At 70.9% G+C, this 16,945-nt stretch carries 16 protein-coding genes, 2 tRNA genes and 1 pseudogene; 15 read left to right on the top strand and 4 right to left on the bottom strand.

The genetic code is table 11. The features are described 5' to 3' along the window. Window positions 1-171: 171 nt before the first annotated feature. Window positions 172-762, bottom strand: a complete 591-nt coding sequence (locus tag OG485_RS21735) for an SSI family serine proteinase inhibitor (protein ID WP_328670109.1) — start codon at window positions 760-762, stop codon at window positions 172-174. A gap of 157 nt (window positions 763-919) precedes the next feature. Between OG485_RS21735 and OG485_RS21730 the strand changes: the two genes are divergently transcribed. The 3 genes from OG485_RS21730 to OG485_RS21720 all read left to right on the top strand — a co-directional run bounded on the left by OG485_RS21730 (window position 920) and on the right by OG485_RS21720 (window position 2,145). Continuing rightward, window positions 920-1,010, top strand: a tRNA-Ser gene (locus OG485_RS21730). Between the two features lie 239 nt (window positions 1,011-1,249). Further along, window positions 1,250-1,322: transfer RNA gene (locus tag OG485_RS21725), tRNA-Arg, on the top strand. Between the two features lie 286 nt (window positions 1,323-1,608). Beyond that, window positions 1,609-2,145 (top strand): signal protein, encoded by a 537-nt coding sequence (locus OG485_RS21720; RefSeq protein WP_328670107.1) that lies wholly within the window; start codon window positions 1,609-1,611, stop codon window positions 2,143-2,145. A gap of 47 nt (window positions 2,146-2,192) precedes the next feature. Here the strand turns inward: OG485_RS21720 and OG485_RS21715 are convergent. Next, a pseudogene (locus OG485_RS21715) lies at window positions 2,193-2,489 on the bottom strand (site-specific integrase); the annotation flags it as partial. 103 nt (window positions 2,490-2,592) lie between these two features. On the opposite strand from OG485_RS21715, the gene OG485_RS21710 reads away from it, so the two are divergent. Beyond that, entirely contained in the window at window positions 2,593-2,841 is a 249-nt protein-coding gene (locus OG485_RS21710; RefSeq protein WP_328670105.1) for a hypothetical protein, read from the top strand. A 293-nt stretch (window positions 2,842-3,134) separates the two neighbouring features. Here the strand turns inward: OG485_RS21710 and OG485_RS21705 are convergent, their stop codons facing one another. Further along, on the bottom strand, window positions 3,135-4,490 hold the full coding sequence (locus OG485_RS21705; RefSeq protein ID WP_328670104.1) for a helix-turn-helix domain-containing protein: 1,356 nt from the start codon (window positions 4,488-4,490) through the stop codon (window positions 3,135-3,137). A 321-nt stretch (window positions 4,491-4,811) separates the two neighbouring features. Here OG485_RS21705 and OG485_RS21700 point away from each other — a divergent pair, with 321 nt between their 5' ends. The 10 genes from OG485_RS21700 to OG485_RS21655 all read left to right on the top strand — a co-directional run bounded on the left by OG485_RS21700 (window position 4,812) and on the right by OG485_RS21655 (window position 15,309). After that, the gene (locus OG485_RS21700) at window positions 4,812-5,315 is read left to right on the top strand and encodes a hypothetical protein (RefSeq protein ID WP_328670102.1); all 504 of its coding nucleotides are present in this window, start codon (window positions 4,812-4,814) and stop codon (window positions 5,313-5,315) included. 86 nt (window positions 5,316-5,401) lie between these two features. Continuing rightward, window positions 5,402-6,292, top strand: a complete 891-nt coding sequence (locus OG485_RS21695; RefSeq protein ID WP_328670099.1) for a DUF2797 domain-containing protein — start codon at window positions 5,402-5,404, stop codon at window positions 6,290-6,292. A gap of 227 nt (window positions 6,293-6,519) precedes the next feature. After that, window positions 6,520-6,870 (top strand): antibiotic biosynthesis monooxygenase family protein, encoded by a 351-nt coding sequence (locus tag OG485_RS21690; RefSeq protein WP_328670097.1) that lies wholly within the window; start codon window positions 6,520-6,522, stop codon window positions 6,868-6,870. Further along, window positions 6,863-7,786 carry an amidohydrolase family protein gene (locus tag OG485_RS21685; protein WP_328674584.1) on the top strand — a complete coding sequence of 308 codons (924 nt, stop codon included), beginning with the start codon at window positions 6,863-6,865 and terminating at the stop codon, window positions 7,784-7,786. Before OG485_RS21690 ends, OG485_RS21685 begins: the two co-directional genes overlap by 8 nt. 155 nt (window positions 7,787-7,941) lie before the next feature. Next, window positions 7,942-8,682: a response regulator transcription factor gene (locus tag OG485_RS21680; RefSeq protein WP_326786852.1), complete on the top strand. Its 741-nt coding sequence runs from the start codon at window positions 7,942-7,944 to the stop codon at window positions 8,680-8,682. Beyond that, on the top strand, window positions 8,679-10,325 hold the full coding sequence (locus OG485_RS21675) for a sensor histidine kinase (RefSeq protein ID WP_328670095.1): 1,647 nt from the start codon (window positions 8,679-8,681) through the stop codon (window positions 10,323-10,325). Before OG485_RS21680 ends, OG485_RS21675 begins: the two co-directional genes overlap by 4 nt. Before the next feature lie 14 nt (window positions 10,326-10,339). Then, a complete protein-coding gene (locus OG485_RS21670; protein WP_328670094.1) occupies window positions 10,340-11,848 on the top strand; it encodes a glycosyltransferase in 1,509 nt (502 codons plus the stop codon). Continuing rightward, window positions 11,845-14,142 (top strand): glycosyltransferase family 39 protein, encoded by a 2,298-nt coding sequence (locus tag OG485_RS21665; protein WP_328670093.1) that lies wholly within the window; start codon window positions 11,845-11,847, stop codon window positions 14,140-14,142. Before OG485_RS21670 ends, OG485_RS21665 begins: the two co-directional genes overlap by 4 nt. Before the next feature lie 95 nt (window positions 14,143-14,237). Beyond that, window positions 14,238-14,411 carry a hypothetical protein gene (locus OG485_RS21660; RefSeq protein ID WP_328674864.1) on the top strand — a complete coding sequence of 58 codons (174 nt, stop codon included), beginning with the start codon at window positions 14,238-14,240 and terminating at the stop codon, window positions 14,409-14,411. Between the two features lie 124 nt (window positions 14,412-14,535). After that, window positions 14,536-15,309, top strand: a complete 774-nt coding sequence (locus OG485_RS21655; RefSeq protein ID WP_328670091.1) for a TetR/AcrR family transcriptional regulator — start codon at window positions 14,536-14,538, stop codon at window positions 15,307-15,309. A gap of 282 nt (window positions 15,310-15,591) precedes the next feature. Here the strand turns inward: OG485_RS21655 and OG485_RS21650 are convergent, their stop codons facing one another. Next, a complete protein-coding gene (locus tag OG485_RS21650; protein ID WP_328670090.1) occupies window positions 15,592-16,062 on the bottom strand; it encodes a PPOX class F420-dependent oxidoreductase in 471 nt (156 codons plus the stop codon). A gap of 153 nt (window positions 16,063-16,215) precedes the next feature. Between OG485_RS21650 and OG485_RS21645 the strand changes: the two genes are divergently transcribed. Further along, window positions 16,216-16,938: an ANTAR domain-containing protein gene (locus OG485_RS21645; RefSeq protein ID WP_328674583.1), complete on the top strand. Its 723-nt coding sequence runs from the start codon at window positions 16,216-16,218 to the stop codon at window positions 16,936-16,938. Window positions 16,939-16,945: the final 7 nt, after the last annotated feature.

Genomic DNA, 16,945 nt, shown 5'->3' with positions numbered 1-16,945 from the left:
GCGAGGGAGTCTACGGGCAGAGGTTGCGCTCGCGATGCCGGATGAGAGGGAGGTCGCACACATATGAGACGCAGAAGCGGCGTAGAACCTGTGACCACGCATTTCACCGTACGGAACCGTGAGAGCACCGTGAGATCACTGTGACTTCGCCGTGTCCTCGTCTCCTCCGCACTATGCGCGGGCGCCGGGCAGGACGGGCACGAGGGCGTTCCAGCGCGAGATCTCGCACCCGTTCGAGCGGTCGTAGCGCGCGTCGACGGGGCGCCCCGCCCAGGTTCCCGTGACATGAGCGGTGGCCGGACCCCCGTAGACCATCGTGCACAGGGCGTCCGGCGGCACCGGGGCGAAGGTGTCCTTGCCCCAGGTGGTCATCCGGTCCAGCCGGTCGCAGGCCTCCGCCGCGTGCGGAAGGGTGCCGCCGGCGGGGTGGCACTCCAGCTCGAACGTCCCGTCGGCGCCGCCGCCCACGCCGTCGACGGTCACCGTCAGCCGGTCGGCGGAGTCGTCCGGACGGGCCGGCGGGGGCATGAGGGCCGGCAGGGCGAGGCCGTACGCGGAGACGGCCCGGGCCGTCTCCGGGACCCCGCCGGGGAACAGCGACGACGGTCCGCCGCTGAAGAGGGTGGCGGGCCCGGCGGGGGACGCCACGGGTACGGGGGACACCCCAGGGGCGTCGGAGGGGGTGCCGGCGGTGGCGCCGGGCGCCCAGGAGAGCACGGCGGTGGCTGACACGGCGGCGGTGAGGAGCAGTCGGCGCAACATGTCCTGCCTAACGCGAGGAGACCCACCCGGTTGCGTGCTCGTGGGGGCTTTGCAGTGCGGCGTATCTCCCTAGTACCGTGGGGGGCGATTGGTGACGAGGTCCTCGACTGTGTCATCATCTGCACGCACCACTCGCGCTCGCGTGAGGGGTTGTGCGGGAGGCGTCGCCTAGTCCGGTCTATGGCGCCGCACTGCTAATGCGGTTTGGGACTTACATCCCATCGAGGGTTCAAATCCCTCCGCCTCCGCGCGAAGATCCGAAACCCCGGTCCACTGGACCGGGGTTTCGGCGTTCCAGGGGTCCACGAGGGCCGCCGAACGCGCCGGCGTCCGGGACGCCCACTAGCGCCCAGAAGCGCGTTTGCCCAGCTCACAAGGGGTGAGGCAAACGGATTTCACATGGCGGCGGCAGTCATGTAATGTTCTTCCTGTCGCCGCGAGCGGGGCAAAAGCCCGGGGAGCGAAGACAAGAACAAAAACAGAACAAGCACTCGTAGCTTAACGGATAGAGCATCTGACTACGGATCAGAAGGTTGCAGGTTCGAATCCTGCCGAGTGCACACAGGCAAGAGGCCCCCGGAGATGATCCGGGGGCCTCTTGCGTTGAGCCGTACAGCAGCGGAGTACAGCAACGGGCTTGAAGCAGAGGAGTCCCACCCCGTAGGTAGGGTGTCCGCTCATGTCGCGCTGGCTGTAGGGCCGAGGCGACGGGGGCGTACGGTCGGGAGGGGCCAAATGAGGTTCAGAGTTGGGACAGCGGGACTGACCGCTGTAGTGCTGGCGGCCCTGGCCGGGTGTGGGACACAGCCGGCCGGAGGCTCGGACAACACGGTAGGACCGGCGTCGGTGACCACTACCCCGGCGGCGGAGAAGGCGAGTCTCCCTTCCGCAGAACTGCAGGGCCGGTGGTGGACATGGGCAGCCACAGAACCCGAGGCGAGCAACCCTGTCGCTGACACGGACGGGAGCGCGTGCGGCCGCAATCAACCAGAGGACGTGTGGTTCCTGGCCGGCACCTTCGGCGGCCAGGTCAAGCGAGCGTGCGAGGTGCCCAACGGTCGTCCGATCGCAGTGCCTGTCATCAATCTTGTCGGAGACGACCAGGACTGTGCGGCCTTCATGGAAGGCGCGCAAGGGACTGTGGTGCTCGACGGCAAGCCGGTGGAACCGGATACCTATGCAGGTGACTCGATCACGGTGGAAGGCACTCAAGGCAACCCGGTCACCCAGCAGGGAGGGCGCTTCACGACTACAGGGTGCGGCCTTTGGGCGCAGCTGCCCTCCCTGGCTCCCGGAGCGCATTCGCTGAAGATCCGTGGACGGTCGGGCGACTTCTCCATCGGCGTGGACTACGCGTTGACTGTTTCCGCCTCATCGAACTAGAGGAGAAGACCCTGGGGTAGTCCCCGGGGTCTTCCTTCCGCGCGTCGACGGAGGGCGACCAGGAGCGAACTGCACGTGTGCCGGGTGTTCCGCAGAGGGATCATCCGGAGGCCGGCGCGGCGAGCACGCAGCGCGAACATGCGGGTCAGGTTGCCCGGCTCGATCGGGGTTCCGTACTTCGTGGTGAAGATCAGGCCGTGGCTGTCCTGCCAGAGCTCCCCGGCAGCTTTCCGGTCGCCGGTCTGCTGGGCATGACGCATCCGCAGCGCCTTGAGGCAGAGCGCGGGCAGCGGCGGGAAGTCGTCGGAGTCCTCGGTCTTGGTCTCGCGGTGCAGGATCTGCCTGACATTGGGGTGAAACGCCGTTTCTCGGCATCTTCGCGTGACGTTTAACCGGCCGACTCGCACCTTTTCCAGCAAGTCATCCGGAAATCTCTAAGGAGAAGACATGCGTATGCGCTCCGCCCTGACCGCATCCGTCCTGGCTGCTGGCATCCTGCTGGGTGGCGCCGGCACCGCCCTGGCCGACGATGGAGCCGACCTCGACAGCTTCTCCGGTGGCCACGCTGCCTTCGCTTCCACGTGTTCGGCGGCCGCAGCCGTCCCTGCCGCGTTCGGTCCCGCCGATACGTCGACCTGCTCAAAGGAAAACGAAAAAGAGTGGGCGGACTTCGCCGCTCACCTTGGCGCCAACTGACCCTCGGACGCGACGCGGGGCGTACGGCAACCACAGCAACCGGTCCCGTCCCGCGGCATCCTTGTAGACCCGAAGCGCGGCCTAAATGAACGTCCCTGACCGGTCTATATAGAGCTACGGATCAGAAGGTTGCAGGTTCGAATCCTGCCGAGTGCACACGGCTCAAAGGCCCCGCCGGTTGAACCGGTGGGGCCTTTGGCGTGCGTGGGTGAGATCAACCCCTCGGGAACCGTGAGCGGTTCGGTCGGGGCGGTCGGTGTCCGGGGGAGGGCCGGAGAAGAACGGGTTCGGGATCAGTCGTGTGTGGGCGCCTGGGCCCAGTGCCGGGGCGATTCGGCGTACGAGTAGTGCGGGAGCCCGGCGATTCCCGCGGTGCGGAAGGGGCGGCCGTGGTCGTCGATCCGGATGGTGCCGGTGCGGCCCTGCGAGGACCAGTCGAGGTCGAGGTACCAGTCGCACGCGCAGTGCTCGGTCCGTGCCTTGACCAGCAGCACCTCCGGGTCCTCCACGGAGACCCGGTACGGGAGGCGCCTCGCCGGCAGGGTCTCGTCCCCTCTTTCCCCGGACACGGCCCGGGGGACGGGGGTGTGCGCGTCGAGGTTCACCGCGAAGGACCGGGGCGTGATGCCCCCGCCGCAGCCCAGGGCCGTGTCGTAGACGAAGGCTCCGTCGCCCGGGGGCGCGGTGCGGCGTACGACCCGGACGTGCAGGGTCTCCAGGACGACGGCCGCCGAGCTGCGCCCCTGCACCGACACCCGCACGATCGTCTCCCTGCCGTGCACCGCGTCCTGGGCGTTCGCCCACACCTCGGCGTCCTCGGCGGCCGGTGGCGGGGGGACCTGGTCCGGGGGTTTGCCGATGACGTAGTCGTGGCCGCAGTCCCCGTCCCAGACATGGGAGTTCACGGTCCAGGTGAAGGGGACGGCCGGGGTGGACGGCTGTGCCGAAGTGCCGGTGGGTGCCGCCGGACCGCCGCGCGGTGAGGTTTTGCCGGGGGAACCCTGGGCCGGGCCTTCCGGGTACCCCGGAAGGCCCGGCAACGCCGCAAATGCCAAGAGCCCCGCGGCGGTCAGGAGGAACACGACGGCCGGACGCCGCCGGTACCAGGCGCGGGAGGACCGCTCGGCCGCGGTCACGGGCACGACGTCCGGTGTGGGAACGGCGTCCGCCGCGGGCGGTGCGTCGGGTGCGTTCGGCGCATCCGGCGTGGGTGTCGTGAGGGGATCGGGCCCGGTGGGGGACGCGGGGGGTACGGGTGTGTTACCCCGCTCCGGAGTTCCGTCGTTCCCGTCTGCGGCGCCGTCGGAGCCGTCTTGTGCGCCGCCGTCCGATCCCTCCGCGCCGCCTTCCAGGGCGCTCGGCCCGGTCCCGGGCGTCTCACGCGGGCGGGGCCGGCGCCGCTGCGCGACCGCCAGGATCCACAGCCGGTGCAACTCCACGCGCTCCTGGGACGAGGCACCGCACAGCGCGGCGAACCGCTCCACCACGGCGAAGTCCAGCGGCACCGCCTCGCCCGCGCAATAGCGGTGCAGCGTCGAGGCGTTCATGCCCAGGCGCCGGGCGAGAGCCGCGTAGCTGCGGTCCGTGCGGGCCTTGAGGCGTGCCAGCCGGTCCGCGAACCTCGTCACGTCGTCGTCGGCCGCGGCCATGGCCCGTGCCCACCTCCGCTCGTATCGGTCCGTCCCGTCCCGGAACAGCATCCCAAGGGGTCCATATCTCTGCACGTCAACTGCCCTGGGATGGTTCCACTGTTGCGGACCGGACGGCAGTGATTGCCGCGGTCCCCCAGGGCCGCCGATGCTCTTGGTGTCGCCCCCAGCGGTACGGCCCCACCGGCCGGCGTGTTCAGGGGAGCGGCATCCAGACCACCCGCTCGTCCACGGGGACACCCATGGCCGAACGCACCCTCGACGGGGCGTCCGGCGGTCCCGTGCGACGACGTACACCGACTCGGAACCGAGGGACACACCATGCACGGGAACACTTCCGGACGCCGCAGCCTCCGCCGTATCGCGGCCGTCACCGCCGGCCTCGCCCTGGGCCTCGGGCTCGGCGTCTCGGCGCACGCCTCCCAGACCGACGCGCCGCACCGCGCTCCGCTGGCTGCCGCCGCCAAGCAGCGGACCGTGAGCGGCAAGGCCGACGACGCGCTCACCAGCATCGCCGACTTCTACGGCGCCTACATCGACGCCCAGAACGGCTCCGACCCCAATTCCAAGCTCATGAACGACCTGCGCGCCCACTACCTGGACTCCGCGCTCAGCAAGAAGCTGGCGGCCTGGGAGCGCACGAACCACGCGGACGGCGTCCTGCGCGCCCAGAGCATCCCCGCCCGGTGGACGGTGACCGAGAAGAGCAAGGGCGACTCCACCGAGGCCCTCGTCACCCTGAGCTGGGGCATGGGAGGCACCGTCAAGCTGTCGGTCGTGATGACCCCCAACCACCGCATCGTCAGCATCAGCCCGGTCAAGTAGCGCACGGCTGCCGCAGGACCGTTCGTCCCGTGAGTGATCCCCCACTGGTCAGGGTGTTTGTCAGTGGGGGGCTCTACTGTCGTTGTGTGCGGCGGGTGTGGACGTGTTCGGGGTTGCGGTGGTCGGGGGACGGGCCCGTGCTGGTGTGGGGCGGGGGGCGCGCGAGCCCGCTGGTCCCGGGGCGGCGGATCGCGTTCGGCGTCGTGGACGGGGGTGTGCGGACCTGCGTGGGGGCGCGGGGGAACGCGTGTCCCGTGCGGGTCGCCGTGTCGCCGCGCGGTACGGGGGCGCGGTGCGAGGAGTGCGCGCGGCTGGACCGGGCGCACTCGGTGGCCGCCGACACGCTGGCCGATGACCCCCGGCCGTACCGCGTGTATCTCGCGTGGTTCGGGCCCGGCCTGGTCAAGGTGGGGATCACGCGGGTCGAGCGGGGTTCCACCCGCCTTCTGGAGCAGGGCGCCGTCACCTTCAGCTGGCTGGGGCAAGGGCCGCTGATGGCCGCCCGCCGGGCCGAGGAACTGCTGCGGGCCGCGCTCGGGGTGCCGGACCGGATTCCGTACGCCGACAAGCGGGCGGTGCGGGCGGCTCTGCCGGGGGCCGGGGAGCGCGTCGCCGAGATCCGGGAGCTGCACGGGCGTGCCGGGGATCTCGACGGCTGGCCGGAGTCGCTCCGGCGCGCCGCCTTCGAGCCCGTGGACCACACGGACCTGTTCGGACTCGCCGGGCTTCCGCCCGCGCGGGGGGTCGTGCGCGAACTGGCCGCGGGGGGCTCGGCCGGCGGAGAGCTGTGCGCCGCGGCGGGTCCCGATCTCCATCTCCTCACCGGGCGCGGAGTCGTCGTCCTCGACACCCGGCTGATGACGGGCTGGGACCTGACCGGCGTCGGCAGCACGGACGTGGACCAGGACTCGGGAATCACCTTTCCCGTACGGGAGCTGCCCGCGACGGACACCGGTGTTCAGGACGGCCTCTTCTGAGGGGACAGGGACAGGGGAGGGGTGAGGTGGAGAAAGGGGAGAAGGGGGAGAAGGGGGTGTGCGGCGCTTCGGTGATGACGGGGCGGGCCGACGGACGGAGACGGGGCGGGCTGACAGCCGGAGTCAGGGCGGGCCGGCGGGCGGAATGGTCAAGACTTCGATCCCTTTCGGCTCCCGTTCGGAAAGACGCTGGACGGCGGGGGACGCCCGCAAGGAGGGTGTCGGACATGAGTGATCACCTTCCCGTTCCTGTCGCAGCCCATGAGCCTCCCTACTACGTCGCCGTGTTCACCTCCGTACGGAAGGAGGAGGACGCCGGGTACGGAGAGGCCGCCGAGCGCATGGAGGAGCTGGTCCAGCAGATCCCGGGCTATCTGGGGATGGATTTCGCGCGCTCACCGGGCGGACTGGCCATCACCGTCGGGTACTTCCGGGACGAGGAAGCCATCAAGGAGTGGGGCGCGCACGCCGAGCACCGGGTGGCACAGCGGCGCGGCCGGGCCGACTGGTACGAGCGCTACACCCTGCACATCGCCAAGGTCGAACGGAGCCACGGATTCGAGCGTGCCGATGACTGACCGGGAGAGCACGCCCGGCGAGGAGACCGAGGACGTGCGGGACGAGGCACGCGAAGTGCGGGACTTCTGGGAGGGGCTCGGGCTTCCCGGACTCGTCGACGTCCACACGCACTTCATGCCCGAGCGGGTGCTGCGCAAGGTGTGGGACTACTTCGACGGACTCGGCGAGCTCACCGGCGGCATCGAGTGGCCGATCGCCTACCGCGCGGACGAGGACGAACGGCTGGCGCTGATCCGGGAGTTCGGGGTGCGCGCCTTCACGGCGATGCTCTACCCGCACAAGGCCGGCATGGCCGAGTGGCTCAACTCCTGGGCCGTCGGCTTCGCCCGCCGGACCCCGGACTGTCTGCACACCTCGACGCTCTTCCCCGAACCGGGCGTCGAGCGGTACGTGCGCGAGGCGGTGGAGGCGGGCACGCGCGTCTTCAAGGCGCACGTGCAGGTGGGGGCGTACGACCCGGCGGACGAACTCCTCGACCCGGCCTGGGGGTTGCTCGCCGAAGCGGGAGTCCCCGTGGTGATCCACTGCGGATCGGGGCCCTCCCCCGGCAAGTACACGGGCCCGGCGCCGGCCGCCGCCGTCCTTCGCCGGCACCCCCAGCTGCGGTTCGTCTTCGCGCACATGGGGATGCCCGAGTACGAGGACTTCCTCGGCCTCGCCGAGCGCCACGACGAGGTACGGCTCGACACGACCATGGCGTTCACCGACTTCAGCGAGCGGCTCGCGCCGTTCCCGACAGGTCTCCTGCCCCGGCTCGCGGACCTCGGGGACCGGGTGCTCCTCGGCACGGACTTCCCGAACATCCCGTACCCGTACGTCCATCAGCTGCACGCGCTGGAACGGCTCGGCCTGGGGGACGACTGGCTGCGAGCGGTCTGCCACGGGAACGGTGCCCGTCTCTTCGGCCTCCGCTGACGCCGAGGGGGCCCACCGGCTGACGCCGACGGGATCTGCCGGCCGACCCCGGCAGGGCCCACCCAGGAGTTTCCTGAGAGGCACCTGTGTGTTTCTCAGGAAAATCACAGGTTGCCGAAAGGATGCTCTCAGCGGGGCCCACCAAGGTGTCCGCTATGACCACGACCTCGCCCCAGGGGCGCACCGAACTGCTGAGGCCGGACGGGAGCCCCGTCCGAGTGCTTGTGGTGGACGACGAGCTGTCGATCACCGAGCTGCTGTCCATGGCCCTTCGCTACGAAGGGTGGCAGATCCGCAGCGCGGGTGACGGGACGGGCGCGGTGCAGACCGCGCGCGAGTTCCGGCCCGACGCCGTGGTGCTCGACATGATGCTGCCCGACATGGACGGCCTGACGGTGCTCGGCCGACTCCGCCGGGAGCAGCCCGATGTCCCGGTGCTGTTCCTGACCGCGAAGGACGCGGTCGAGGACCGCATCGCGGGGCTCACCGCCGGCGGCGACGACTATGTCACCAAGCCGTTCAGCCTGGAGGAGGTCGTGGCCCGGCTGCGCGGTCTCATCCGGCGTTCGGGCGCGGCCGACCGGCGGTCCGAATCCGTGCTCGTCGTCGGGGACCTCGCCCTGGACGAGGACAGCCACGAGGTGTCGCGCGGCGGGGACAACATCCACCTCACCGCGACCGAGTTCGAGCTGCTGCGCTTCCTGATGCGCAACCCGCGCCGGGTGCTGAGCAAGGCGCAGATCCTCGACCGTGTGTGGTCGTACGACTTCGGCGGCCAGGCCAATGTGGTCGAGCTCTACATCTCGTATCTGCGGCGGAAGATCGACGCCGGGCGCGAGCCGATGATCCACACCCGGCGTGGGGCCGGATACCTGATCAAGCCCGCCACGTCATGAGCGGACGACGACGGACGCGAGCGCAGAAGAGGCGAGCACGACAGCCGCGCACCCTGCGGACGCGGCTCGTCGTCTCGGCGGTCGCGCTCATCGCCGTGGTCTGCGCCATGATCGGCACGGTCACGACCATCGCGCTGGACCAGCATCTGTACAAGCAGTTGGAAACGCAGGTCACCGACGCGGGCCGGCGGCTCTCGGGTCCTCCCGGAGACGTGCGGGGCGCGAATCCGGGCGACGGAAGCCAGACTCCCGGCAAGCCGAACGGCGACGGGCTGCCGGCTTCCGCCCTCGGTGCCTCCGGCGAGGACAGGCTCAAGAACTTCGTCACCATGGGCGGGACGCAGACGAAGACCATAGCGGCCGAACTCGGCACCGACGGGGGAGTCGACGAGGCGGTCGTCGCCGCGGAGCAGTCCAGCAGCACCGTCGGCTTCCAGCGGATGAAGCCCGTCGCGCTCAACGACGCGCAGAAGGCCGCGCTCGCCTCCGTCTCCAAGGACAGGGACCCGCACACCACGGACATTCCGAGCCTGGGCGAGTACTACGTCATGTATGTGACCGGTGCTCACGGCAACTACTACGTCGCCATGCCCACCGAGTCCGTCACGAACACCATCAACACCCTGATCCTCGTCGAGGCGAGCATCACCGGCGCCGGACTCGTCGCCGCCGGCATCGCGGGCAGCGTGATCGTCGGCCTGGCCCTGCGCCCCCTGCGCAAGGTCGCCGCGACCGCCACCCGTGTCTCCGAACTCCCCCTGCACACCGGCGAGGTCACGCTCTACGAGCGGGTGCCGGAGTCCGAGTCCGATCCGCACACCGAGGTCGGGCAGGTCGGAGCGGCGCTCAACCGCATGCTCGACCACATCCACGGCGCGCTGCACGCGCGCCAGCAGAGCGAGATGCGCGTACGGCAGTTCGTCGCGGACGCCAGTCATGAGCTGCGCACCCCGCTGGCCTCCATCCGCGGATACGCCGAGCTGACCAGACGCGGCCGGGAGGAGACCGGGCCCGACACCCGGCACGCGCTCGGACGGATCGAGTCCGAGGCCGGCCGGATGACGCTGCTCGTGGAGGATCTGCTGCTGCTCGCGCGGCTCGACGCCGGGCGGCCGCTGCAGCACGAGCAGACCGACCTCGTACCCCTGGTGATCGACGCCGTGAGCGACGCGCGGGCCGCCGGGCGCGGCCACAACTGGCGGCTCGAACTGCCCGAGGAGCCCGCGCTGGTGTCGGCGGACGCCGCGCGCCTCCAGCAGGTCATGGTCAATCTCTTCGCCAACGCCCGCACGCACACCCCACCGGGGACGACCGTCACCGCGCGGGTGCACCGGCACGGGCCGTGGCTGTGCGTGGACGTCCAGGACGACGGCCCCGGCATTCCGCCCGATCTGCTGCCGCGCGTCTTCGAGCGGTTCGCGCGAGGCGACTCGTCGCGCTCGCGCGCCTCCGGATCGACCGGTCTGGGGCTCGCCATCGTGCAGGCCGTCGCGGCCGCGCACGGGGGCGCCGTGACCGTGGACAGCGTGCCCGGCAGGACCGTGTTCACCCTGCACCTGCCCGCGCTCGCCCTCGAAACATCCTGGCAACAGCACTCACAGGTACAGCACAGCGCCAGCACATGGGTGCAACAGCGGGCTTGACGAAGGTCGTTCCCATGCGAACCGAACCTTCTCCCGGCAACCTGCCGGCGCGGGAGCACCTCCCGGCCACAGACGCGGGTACGCCTGTCCTGGACGTCGTGATCCCCGTCTACAACGAGGAGAAGGACCTCCAGCCATGCGTGATCAGACTGCACGACCACCTCAAGCGCACGTTCCCGTACGCGTTCCGCATCACGGTGGCGGACAACGCGTCCACGGACAGCACCCCGCTGGTGGCGGCCCGGCTGGCGGCACAGCTTCCGGAGGTCACCTCCTGCCGGCTGGAGCAGAAGGGCCGCGGCCGGGCGCTGCGGACCGTCTGGTCGGCGTCCGACGCGCCGGTCCTCGCGTACATGGACGTGGACCTGTCCACCGATCTGAACGCGCTCCTGCCGCTGGTGGCCCCGCTCATCTCCGGCCACTCGGACCTCGCGATCGGCTCGCGGCTGTCCCGCTCCTCACGTGTGGTGCGGGGCGCCAAGCGGGAGTTCATCAGCCGCGCCTACAACCTGATCCTGCGCGGCTCGCTCCAGGCCCGCTTCTCGGACGCGCAGTGCGGCTTCAAGGCGATCCGCCGTGATGTCGCCCAGGTGCTGCTGCCGCTCATCGAGGACACCGGCTGGTTCTTCGACACCGAGATGCTGGTCCTGGCCGAGCGGGCCGGGCTGCGCATCCACGAGGTCCCCGTCGACTGGGTCGACGACCCGGACTCGACCGTCCACATCGTGAAGACCGCGACGGACGACCTGAAGGGCGTATGGCGGGTGGGACGCGCTCTCGCCACCGGCTCGCTGTCGCTCGACCGGCTCGTCCGGCCCTTCGGGGACGACCCGCGCGACCGCGAACTGACCGACGTCCCCAAGGGCCTGGCCCGCCAGCTCGTCGGCTTCTGCGTCGTGGGCGGCCTGTCCACCCTGTTCTACCTGCTGCTCTACAGCGTCTTCCGCTCCTTCTCCGGCGCGCAGGTCGCCAACGCGCTCGCGCTGCTCGTGTCGGCGGTCGCCAACACGGCGGCCAACCGGCGGCTCACCTTCGGCGTACGGGGCCGGGGCGGCGCCGTCCGGCACCAGGCGCAGGGCCTGGTCGTCTTCGGTATCGGGCTCGCCCTGACCAGCGGCTCCCTCGCCGCCCTCGCGGCCGCGACGAGCGACCCCGCGCACTCCACCGAACTGGCGGTGCTCATCGCCGCCAACCTCGCGGCGACCGTGCTGCGCTTCCTGCTCTTCCGCGCCTGGGTCTTCCCCGACCGGCGGGGCGGGACACCGTCCCCGTCCCCGGTGGTGGCCTCGCACCAGCCGGTCCCGCCGCTCCAGCCGCTCCACTCGACGGCCGTACGGCAGGGCGGGAACGCGTATCCGCCGCTGCCCCAGCGTCCGACGGCTCCCCCGTCCCCGTACGACACCGCCCCGTACGACACCGCCCCGTGCCGCGCCGACGAGGCCGCGGACCGCTCCTGGCGGGATTCGACCATGCAGTTGCAGGCCGTGCGCCCGCACGATCACGACCCGAGGAAAGCGCGATGACGACACAGCCCGACATGAGCGCCGGTACCGCTACCAGTGCCGGTACGAGCACCGAGACGAACACCGGCGGCGGTGTCGGCACCTCCGGTCACGCCTGGGGGCCGCCCGCCTCGGCACCGCCCCCGCAGCAGGTCCCGCCCGCGGGCGCTCCTGGAGCCGGTGAGCCCCGGCAGCCCTTCCTCCGTCGCGTCTGGAGAGGCCGTCCCGAGGACCCGCGCTGGGTGCGCCCCGCCCTCCTCGGTCTGCTGCTCGCCACCGCGGTGCTCTACCTGTACGACCTGAGCGCCTCCGGGTACGCCAACTCCTTCTACTCCGCGGCCGTGCAGGCCGGAAGCCAGAGCTGGAAGGCCTTGTTCTTCGGCTCGCTCGACTCGGCCAACGCCATCACCGTCGACAAGCCCCCGGCCTCCCTGTGGCCGATGGCCCTGTCGGTACGGATCTTCGGTCTCAGCTCCTGGGCGATCCTCGTTCCGGAGGTCCTGATGGGCGTGGCCACGGTCGGCGTCCTGTACGCGGCCGTACGGCGCCGGTTCAGCGCCGCGGCGGGTCTGATCGCCGGCGCGGTGTTCGCGCTCACCCCGGTCGCCGCGCTGATGTTCCGGTTCAACAACCCGGACGCGATGCTCGCGCTGCTCATGACCGTCACGGTCTACTGCGTGATCCGCGGCCTGGAGGACGGCCGGACGAAGTGGCTGGTCTGGGCCGGCGTCGCGGTCGGCCTCGCCTTCCTCGCCAAGACGCTCCAGGCCTTCCTGATCCTGCCGCCGCTTGCCGTGCTGTACGCGGTCTGCGCGCCGGTGACGGTCCGGAAGCGGTTCGCGCAGCTGGGCCTCTCGACGGCCGCGATGGTGGTCGCCGGCGGCTGGTGGGTCGCGATCGTCGAGCTGTGGCCCGCGTCCTCCCGCCCGTACATCGGCGGCTCGCAGAACAACTCCTTCCTGGAACTGACCTTCGGCTACAACGGCCTCGGCCGTATCAACGGCGACGAGACCGGCAGTGTCGGCGGTGGCGGTGGCGGCGGTGGCACCGGGATGTGGGGCGAGACCGGCTGGGACCGGATGTTCAACTCCGAGATCGGCGGCCAGATCTCCTGGCTGCTCCCGGCGGCCCTGATCCTGCTGGTGGCCGGCCTCGTCCTCACCCGGAAGGCGAAGCGGACCGACCTGGCCCGTGCCTCCTTCCTCGCCTGGGGCGGCGCGCTGCTGATGACCGCGCTGGTCTTCAGCTACATGGCCGGCATCTTCCACCAGTACTACACGGTGGCGCTGGCCCCCTACATCGCCGCCGTGGTCGGCATGGGCGCGACGGCGCTGTGGGAGGAGCGGGGCAAGGTGTGGGCGGCGCTCACCCTCGCCGGTTCGGTCGCCGCGGCCGCTGCCTGGGGCTACGTCCTTCTCAACCGCACCTCCGACTATCTGCCGTGGCTCAAGTGGCTGGTCCTTGTCGGCGGTCTGACCGGCGCGCTCGGGCTGGTCTTCGTGGCCCGGCTGGGCAGGCAGCTCGCCCTCGCGGCCGCCGGGCTGGGCTTCGTGGCGGCGGTCGCGGGCCCGACGGCGTACACGCTCTCCACGGTGAACACCGGGCACACCGGTTCCATCGTGACGGCCGGTCCGGCCGGGGCGGGCATGGGCGGCGGTCCCGGTGGAGGCGGTGGCATGCGGGGCGGGTTCCCGGGCGGCGGCCAGAACCAGCGGAACGGCAACGGCGGCATGCCGAACGGGCAGCAGGGCGTGCCCGGCGGTGGTACGGGTCAGCCCCCCACGGGCGGCACCGGCGGATTCCCCGGCCAGAACCAGCAGGGCAACGGCAACGGCCAGGGCCAGAACCAGCAGGGCGGCATGCCCGGCGGCGGTACGGGTGAGGGCGGTATGCCCGGCGGTGGCGGCGGTGGCGGCGATGCCGGGGGTCTGCTGAACGGCGCGTCCGTCAGCTCCGCGGCCAAGGCACTGCTGTCGAAGAACGCGGGGGACTACACCTGGGCGGCCGCCGCGATCGGTTCCCAGAACTCCGCGAGCTACCAACTGGGCACCGGAAAGCCGGTGATGGCGATCGGCGGCTTCAACGGCACCGACCCGTCCCCGACGCTGGCCCAGTTCAAGAAGTACGTGACGGACGGCAAGATCCACTACTTCATCTCGGGCGGCGGCATGGGCGGGGGCATGGGCGGGGGCGGAAACTCCGGCACCGCCTCCACCTCCTCCCAGATCAGCTCGTGGGTCACGGCCAACTTCAAGAAGGTGACGGCGGGTTCGGCCACCTTCTACGACCTGACCCAGCCGGCCGGCGGGAGCTGACCGGCGGATCCGGCCAGCCGACCAGCGGCAGCTGACGGGAGGGTATGACCGGTCAGTGCAGGGCCCGGTGTGCGGGGAGCGGTGGTCCGGAGCGAGTGCGCTCCGGACCACCGCTCTTTCGTCGGGAGCGGATCGTCGACGCGTTCTCGTCGGGGCCGGAGACCAGCCAACTCGTGGGAGCCGTCGCGGTGCTGCTCGACGGACTCCTGGCGGCTGCGTTGCTGAGGAGGGCGGAGAGGGCGGACTCCGCGGTCGCGGTCACCGTGTGAGGTCCGGCCGGGTTTCGGACGGAGTGCGGGGCCTGCCCCCGAAGTGCCCGCTTAGCATCGTCGAGGAGGGTGGACCGGGGAGTTCCGGCCCGCTCCGTGGTTCGAGTTCCGGGGAAGGAGCGCCATGGTGAGGGCAGCCGACAGGGCGAAGCGGCCGGCGCGGACCAGCGTCTGGCTGGAGGGCAGGGCTCCCCGCGGCGGGGCTGCCCGGGGCGGTGGCCAGCCGTCCGGGCTCGACCGGGAGCGGATCACCGCGGCCACGGTGCGGTTGCTGGACGCGGAAGGTCTGGCCAAGTTCTCCATGCGACGGCTCGCGGCCGAGCTGAACGTCACCGCGATGTCCGTGTACTGGTACGTCGACACCAAGGACGATCTGCTGGAGCTCGCGCTCGACGCCGTGTCCGGTGAACTGGAGCTGCCGGACGCCGAGTCGGAGGAAGGCTGGCGTGATCAGCTGCGGTCGCTGGCGGTGGGGTACCGGGCGCTGCTCGTGCGCCATCCGTGGGTGTCGACGCTGATCGGCAACTTCCTGAACATCGGGCCGTGCTCGATGGCGTTCTCGGCGCGTGTGCAGCAGGTGATCCGGAACACCGGGATGCCGGCGCACGGGCAGACGGGGGCGATGTCGGCGGTGTTCCAGTTCGTGTACGGGTTCGGGACGATCGAGGGCCACTTCGTGCAGCGGTGCGTCTCGGCGGGGATGTCGCAGGACGAGTACTTCCGGCAGGCCATGAGCACGATCAGCGAAGAGCCGCAGTACGCCGCGCACTTCGCCGGTGCGGAGGATCTCATGGAGGCACGCGGCGGGGACACGGTGTCGGAGATGCGCGAGCGGGACTTCGAGTTCGCGCTGGAGCTGTTGATCGCGGGGATCGAGACGATGGTGTCCCGGGGCTGAGGGTTCGCTGCGCCGGCGTTTGCGGGTGTGGTGCGGCTCCGGTGGGGGGCGGGGCCGTGCCGGTACATCCGCCCGTCGCCGTTGGATCAGACGTCGGTCCGGGAGGGAGCCGCTGCTCGATCCGGACGTAAGCGACGGGCATCCGATGTACCGGCACGGCCCCTCCCGTGCGTCGCCGACTGCGGGTGCGTCGTGGTTCCGGCCGTTCGCTGCGGGTGCGTCGTGGCTTGGGTGCTGTCCCTCGCGGGCGCGATTTTTCAGCCCTCCGGCGTACGCCTGTTCCTAGTCCTGCGGGGCCAGGTGGGGCGGGAAGCCGCCGGTGGCCACCGGGCCCCAGCGGGTGGGGGTGATGCGGATGATCGACTTGGCCTGCTTGCGCATGGCCTCGCGGTACTCGTCCCAGTCGGGGTGCTCACCGGCGATGTTCCGGTAGTACTCGACAAGGGGCTCGACGGAGTCCGGGGAGTCGATCACCTCGGCGGTGCCGTCGACCTGGACCCAGGGCCCGTTCCACTCGTCGCTGAGGACGATCAGGCTGACCCGTTCGTCCCGCCTGGCGTTGCGGGTCTTGGCACGCTCGGGGTACGTCGAGAGGACGATGCGGCCCGAGTCGTCGACACCACAGGTCAGCGGGGAGCCCTGGGGGCCGCTGTCGGCGCGGCGGGTGAGCAGGACGGCCCGGTGGCGGGGGCGTACGAAGTCCAGCAACTCGTCCAGGGAGACAGAGGTGTTCGTCGCGATATTGGGTGCCATGCGATCAGCGTAGGGCGCGTGCCCCGCGATCGCCCGCGGGCCGGGCCGGTGGGCGGCACCGACCTCGGCAAAGCGGCTAAAGTGCTCTTCGTCCTGTGCTCGCAGTCGGGAATGTGCTGCGGAGCTCTCCTGCGCATGGCCGTGTGGCCGTGCATGCCGAAGAGGTTCGTGGTGGCTGCGTCTGAGTTTTCCGAATTGTCTCGTTCTGATACGGGCTTCGAGCTGGCAGAAGGCCTCACGGCCGCCGCTCAGCAGTTGCACGAGACCTCGAGTCCCCATGCCACCCTGCGTACCGCCGTCCGGCTGGCCGTGCGCATCCTGCCAGGTGTCGAGTACGCCGGGATCTCCGTCATCGAGCCCAAGGCCCACCGGCAGACGCTGGCCTGGACGGACGAGGTCGTCCGTTCCGCCGACGCCCTGAGCGCGGGCCGTGAGCATCACCCGCACCTGAACCGGCTGTGGACGGCGCCGGTGGCCCGGATCGAGGACAGCGCCGCGGAGGACGGGGATCTCGCGCTGTCGGGCCTCGGGCTGCGGTCGGTGCTGTCGCTGCGGCTGCGTGCCGACCGGCGCCGGCTGACCGTCCTGACGGCGTACGCGCGGGCGCCCCACGCCTTCGACGAGTCGGCCACCCGCATAGGGCGGCTGTTCACCGCGCACGTCGGTATCGCGCTGGACTCGGCCACCCTGCGCGAGCAGCTCACCGAGGCGATGCGCACCCGGGATCTGATCGGCCAGGCCACGGGCATCCTCATGGAGCGGCTCGACATCGACGCGTCCGAGGCGTTCGCGAGCCTCGTGCGCACCTCCCAGCGGGAGAACGTCAAGCTCCGTGACCTGGCCCGACGGATCGTCGACGCCGGCGAGGGCGAGTGAGCGGGGC

This window comes from Streptomyces sp. NBC_00328, from assembly GCF_036139655.1.
Lineage (GTDB): Bacteria > Actinomycetota > Actinomycetes > Streptomycetales > Streptomycetaceae > Streptomyces.
This window is presented reverse-complemented; position numbering and strand designations above follow the sequence as displayed.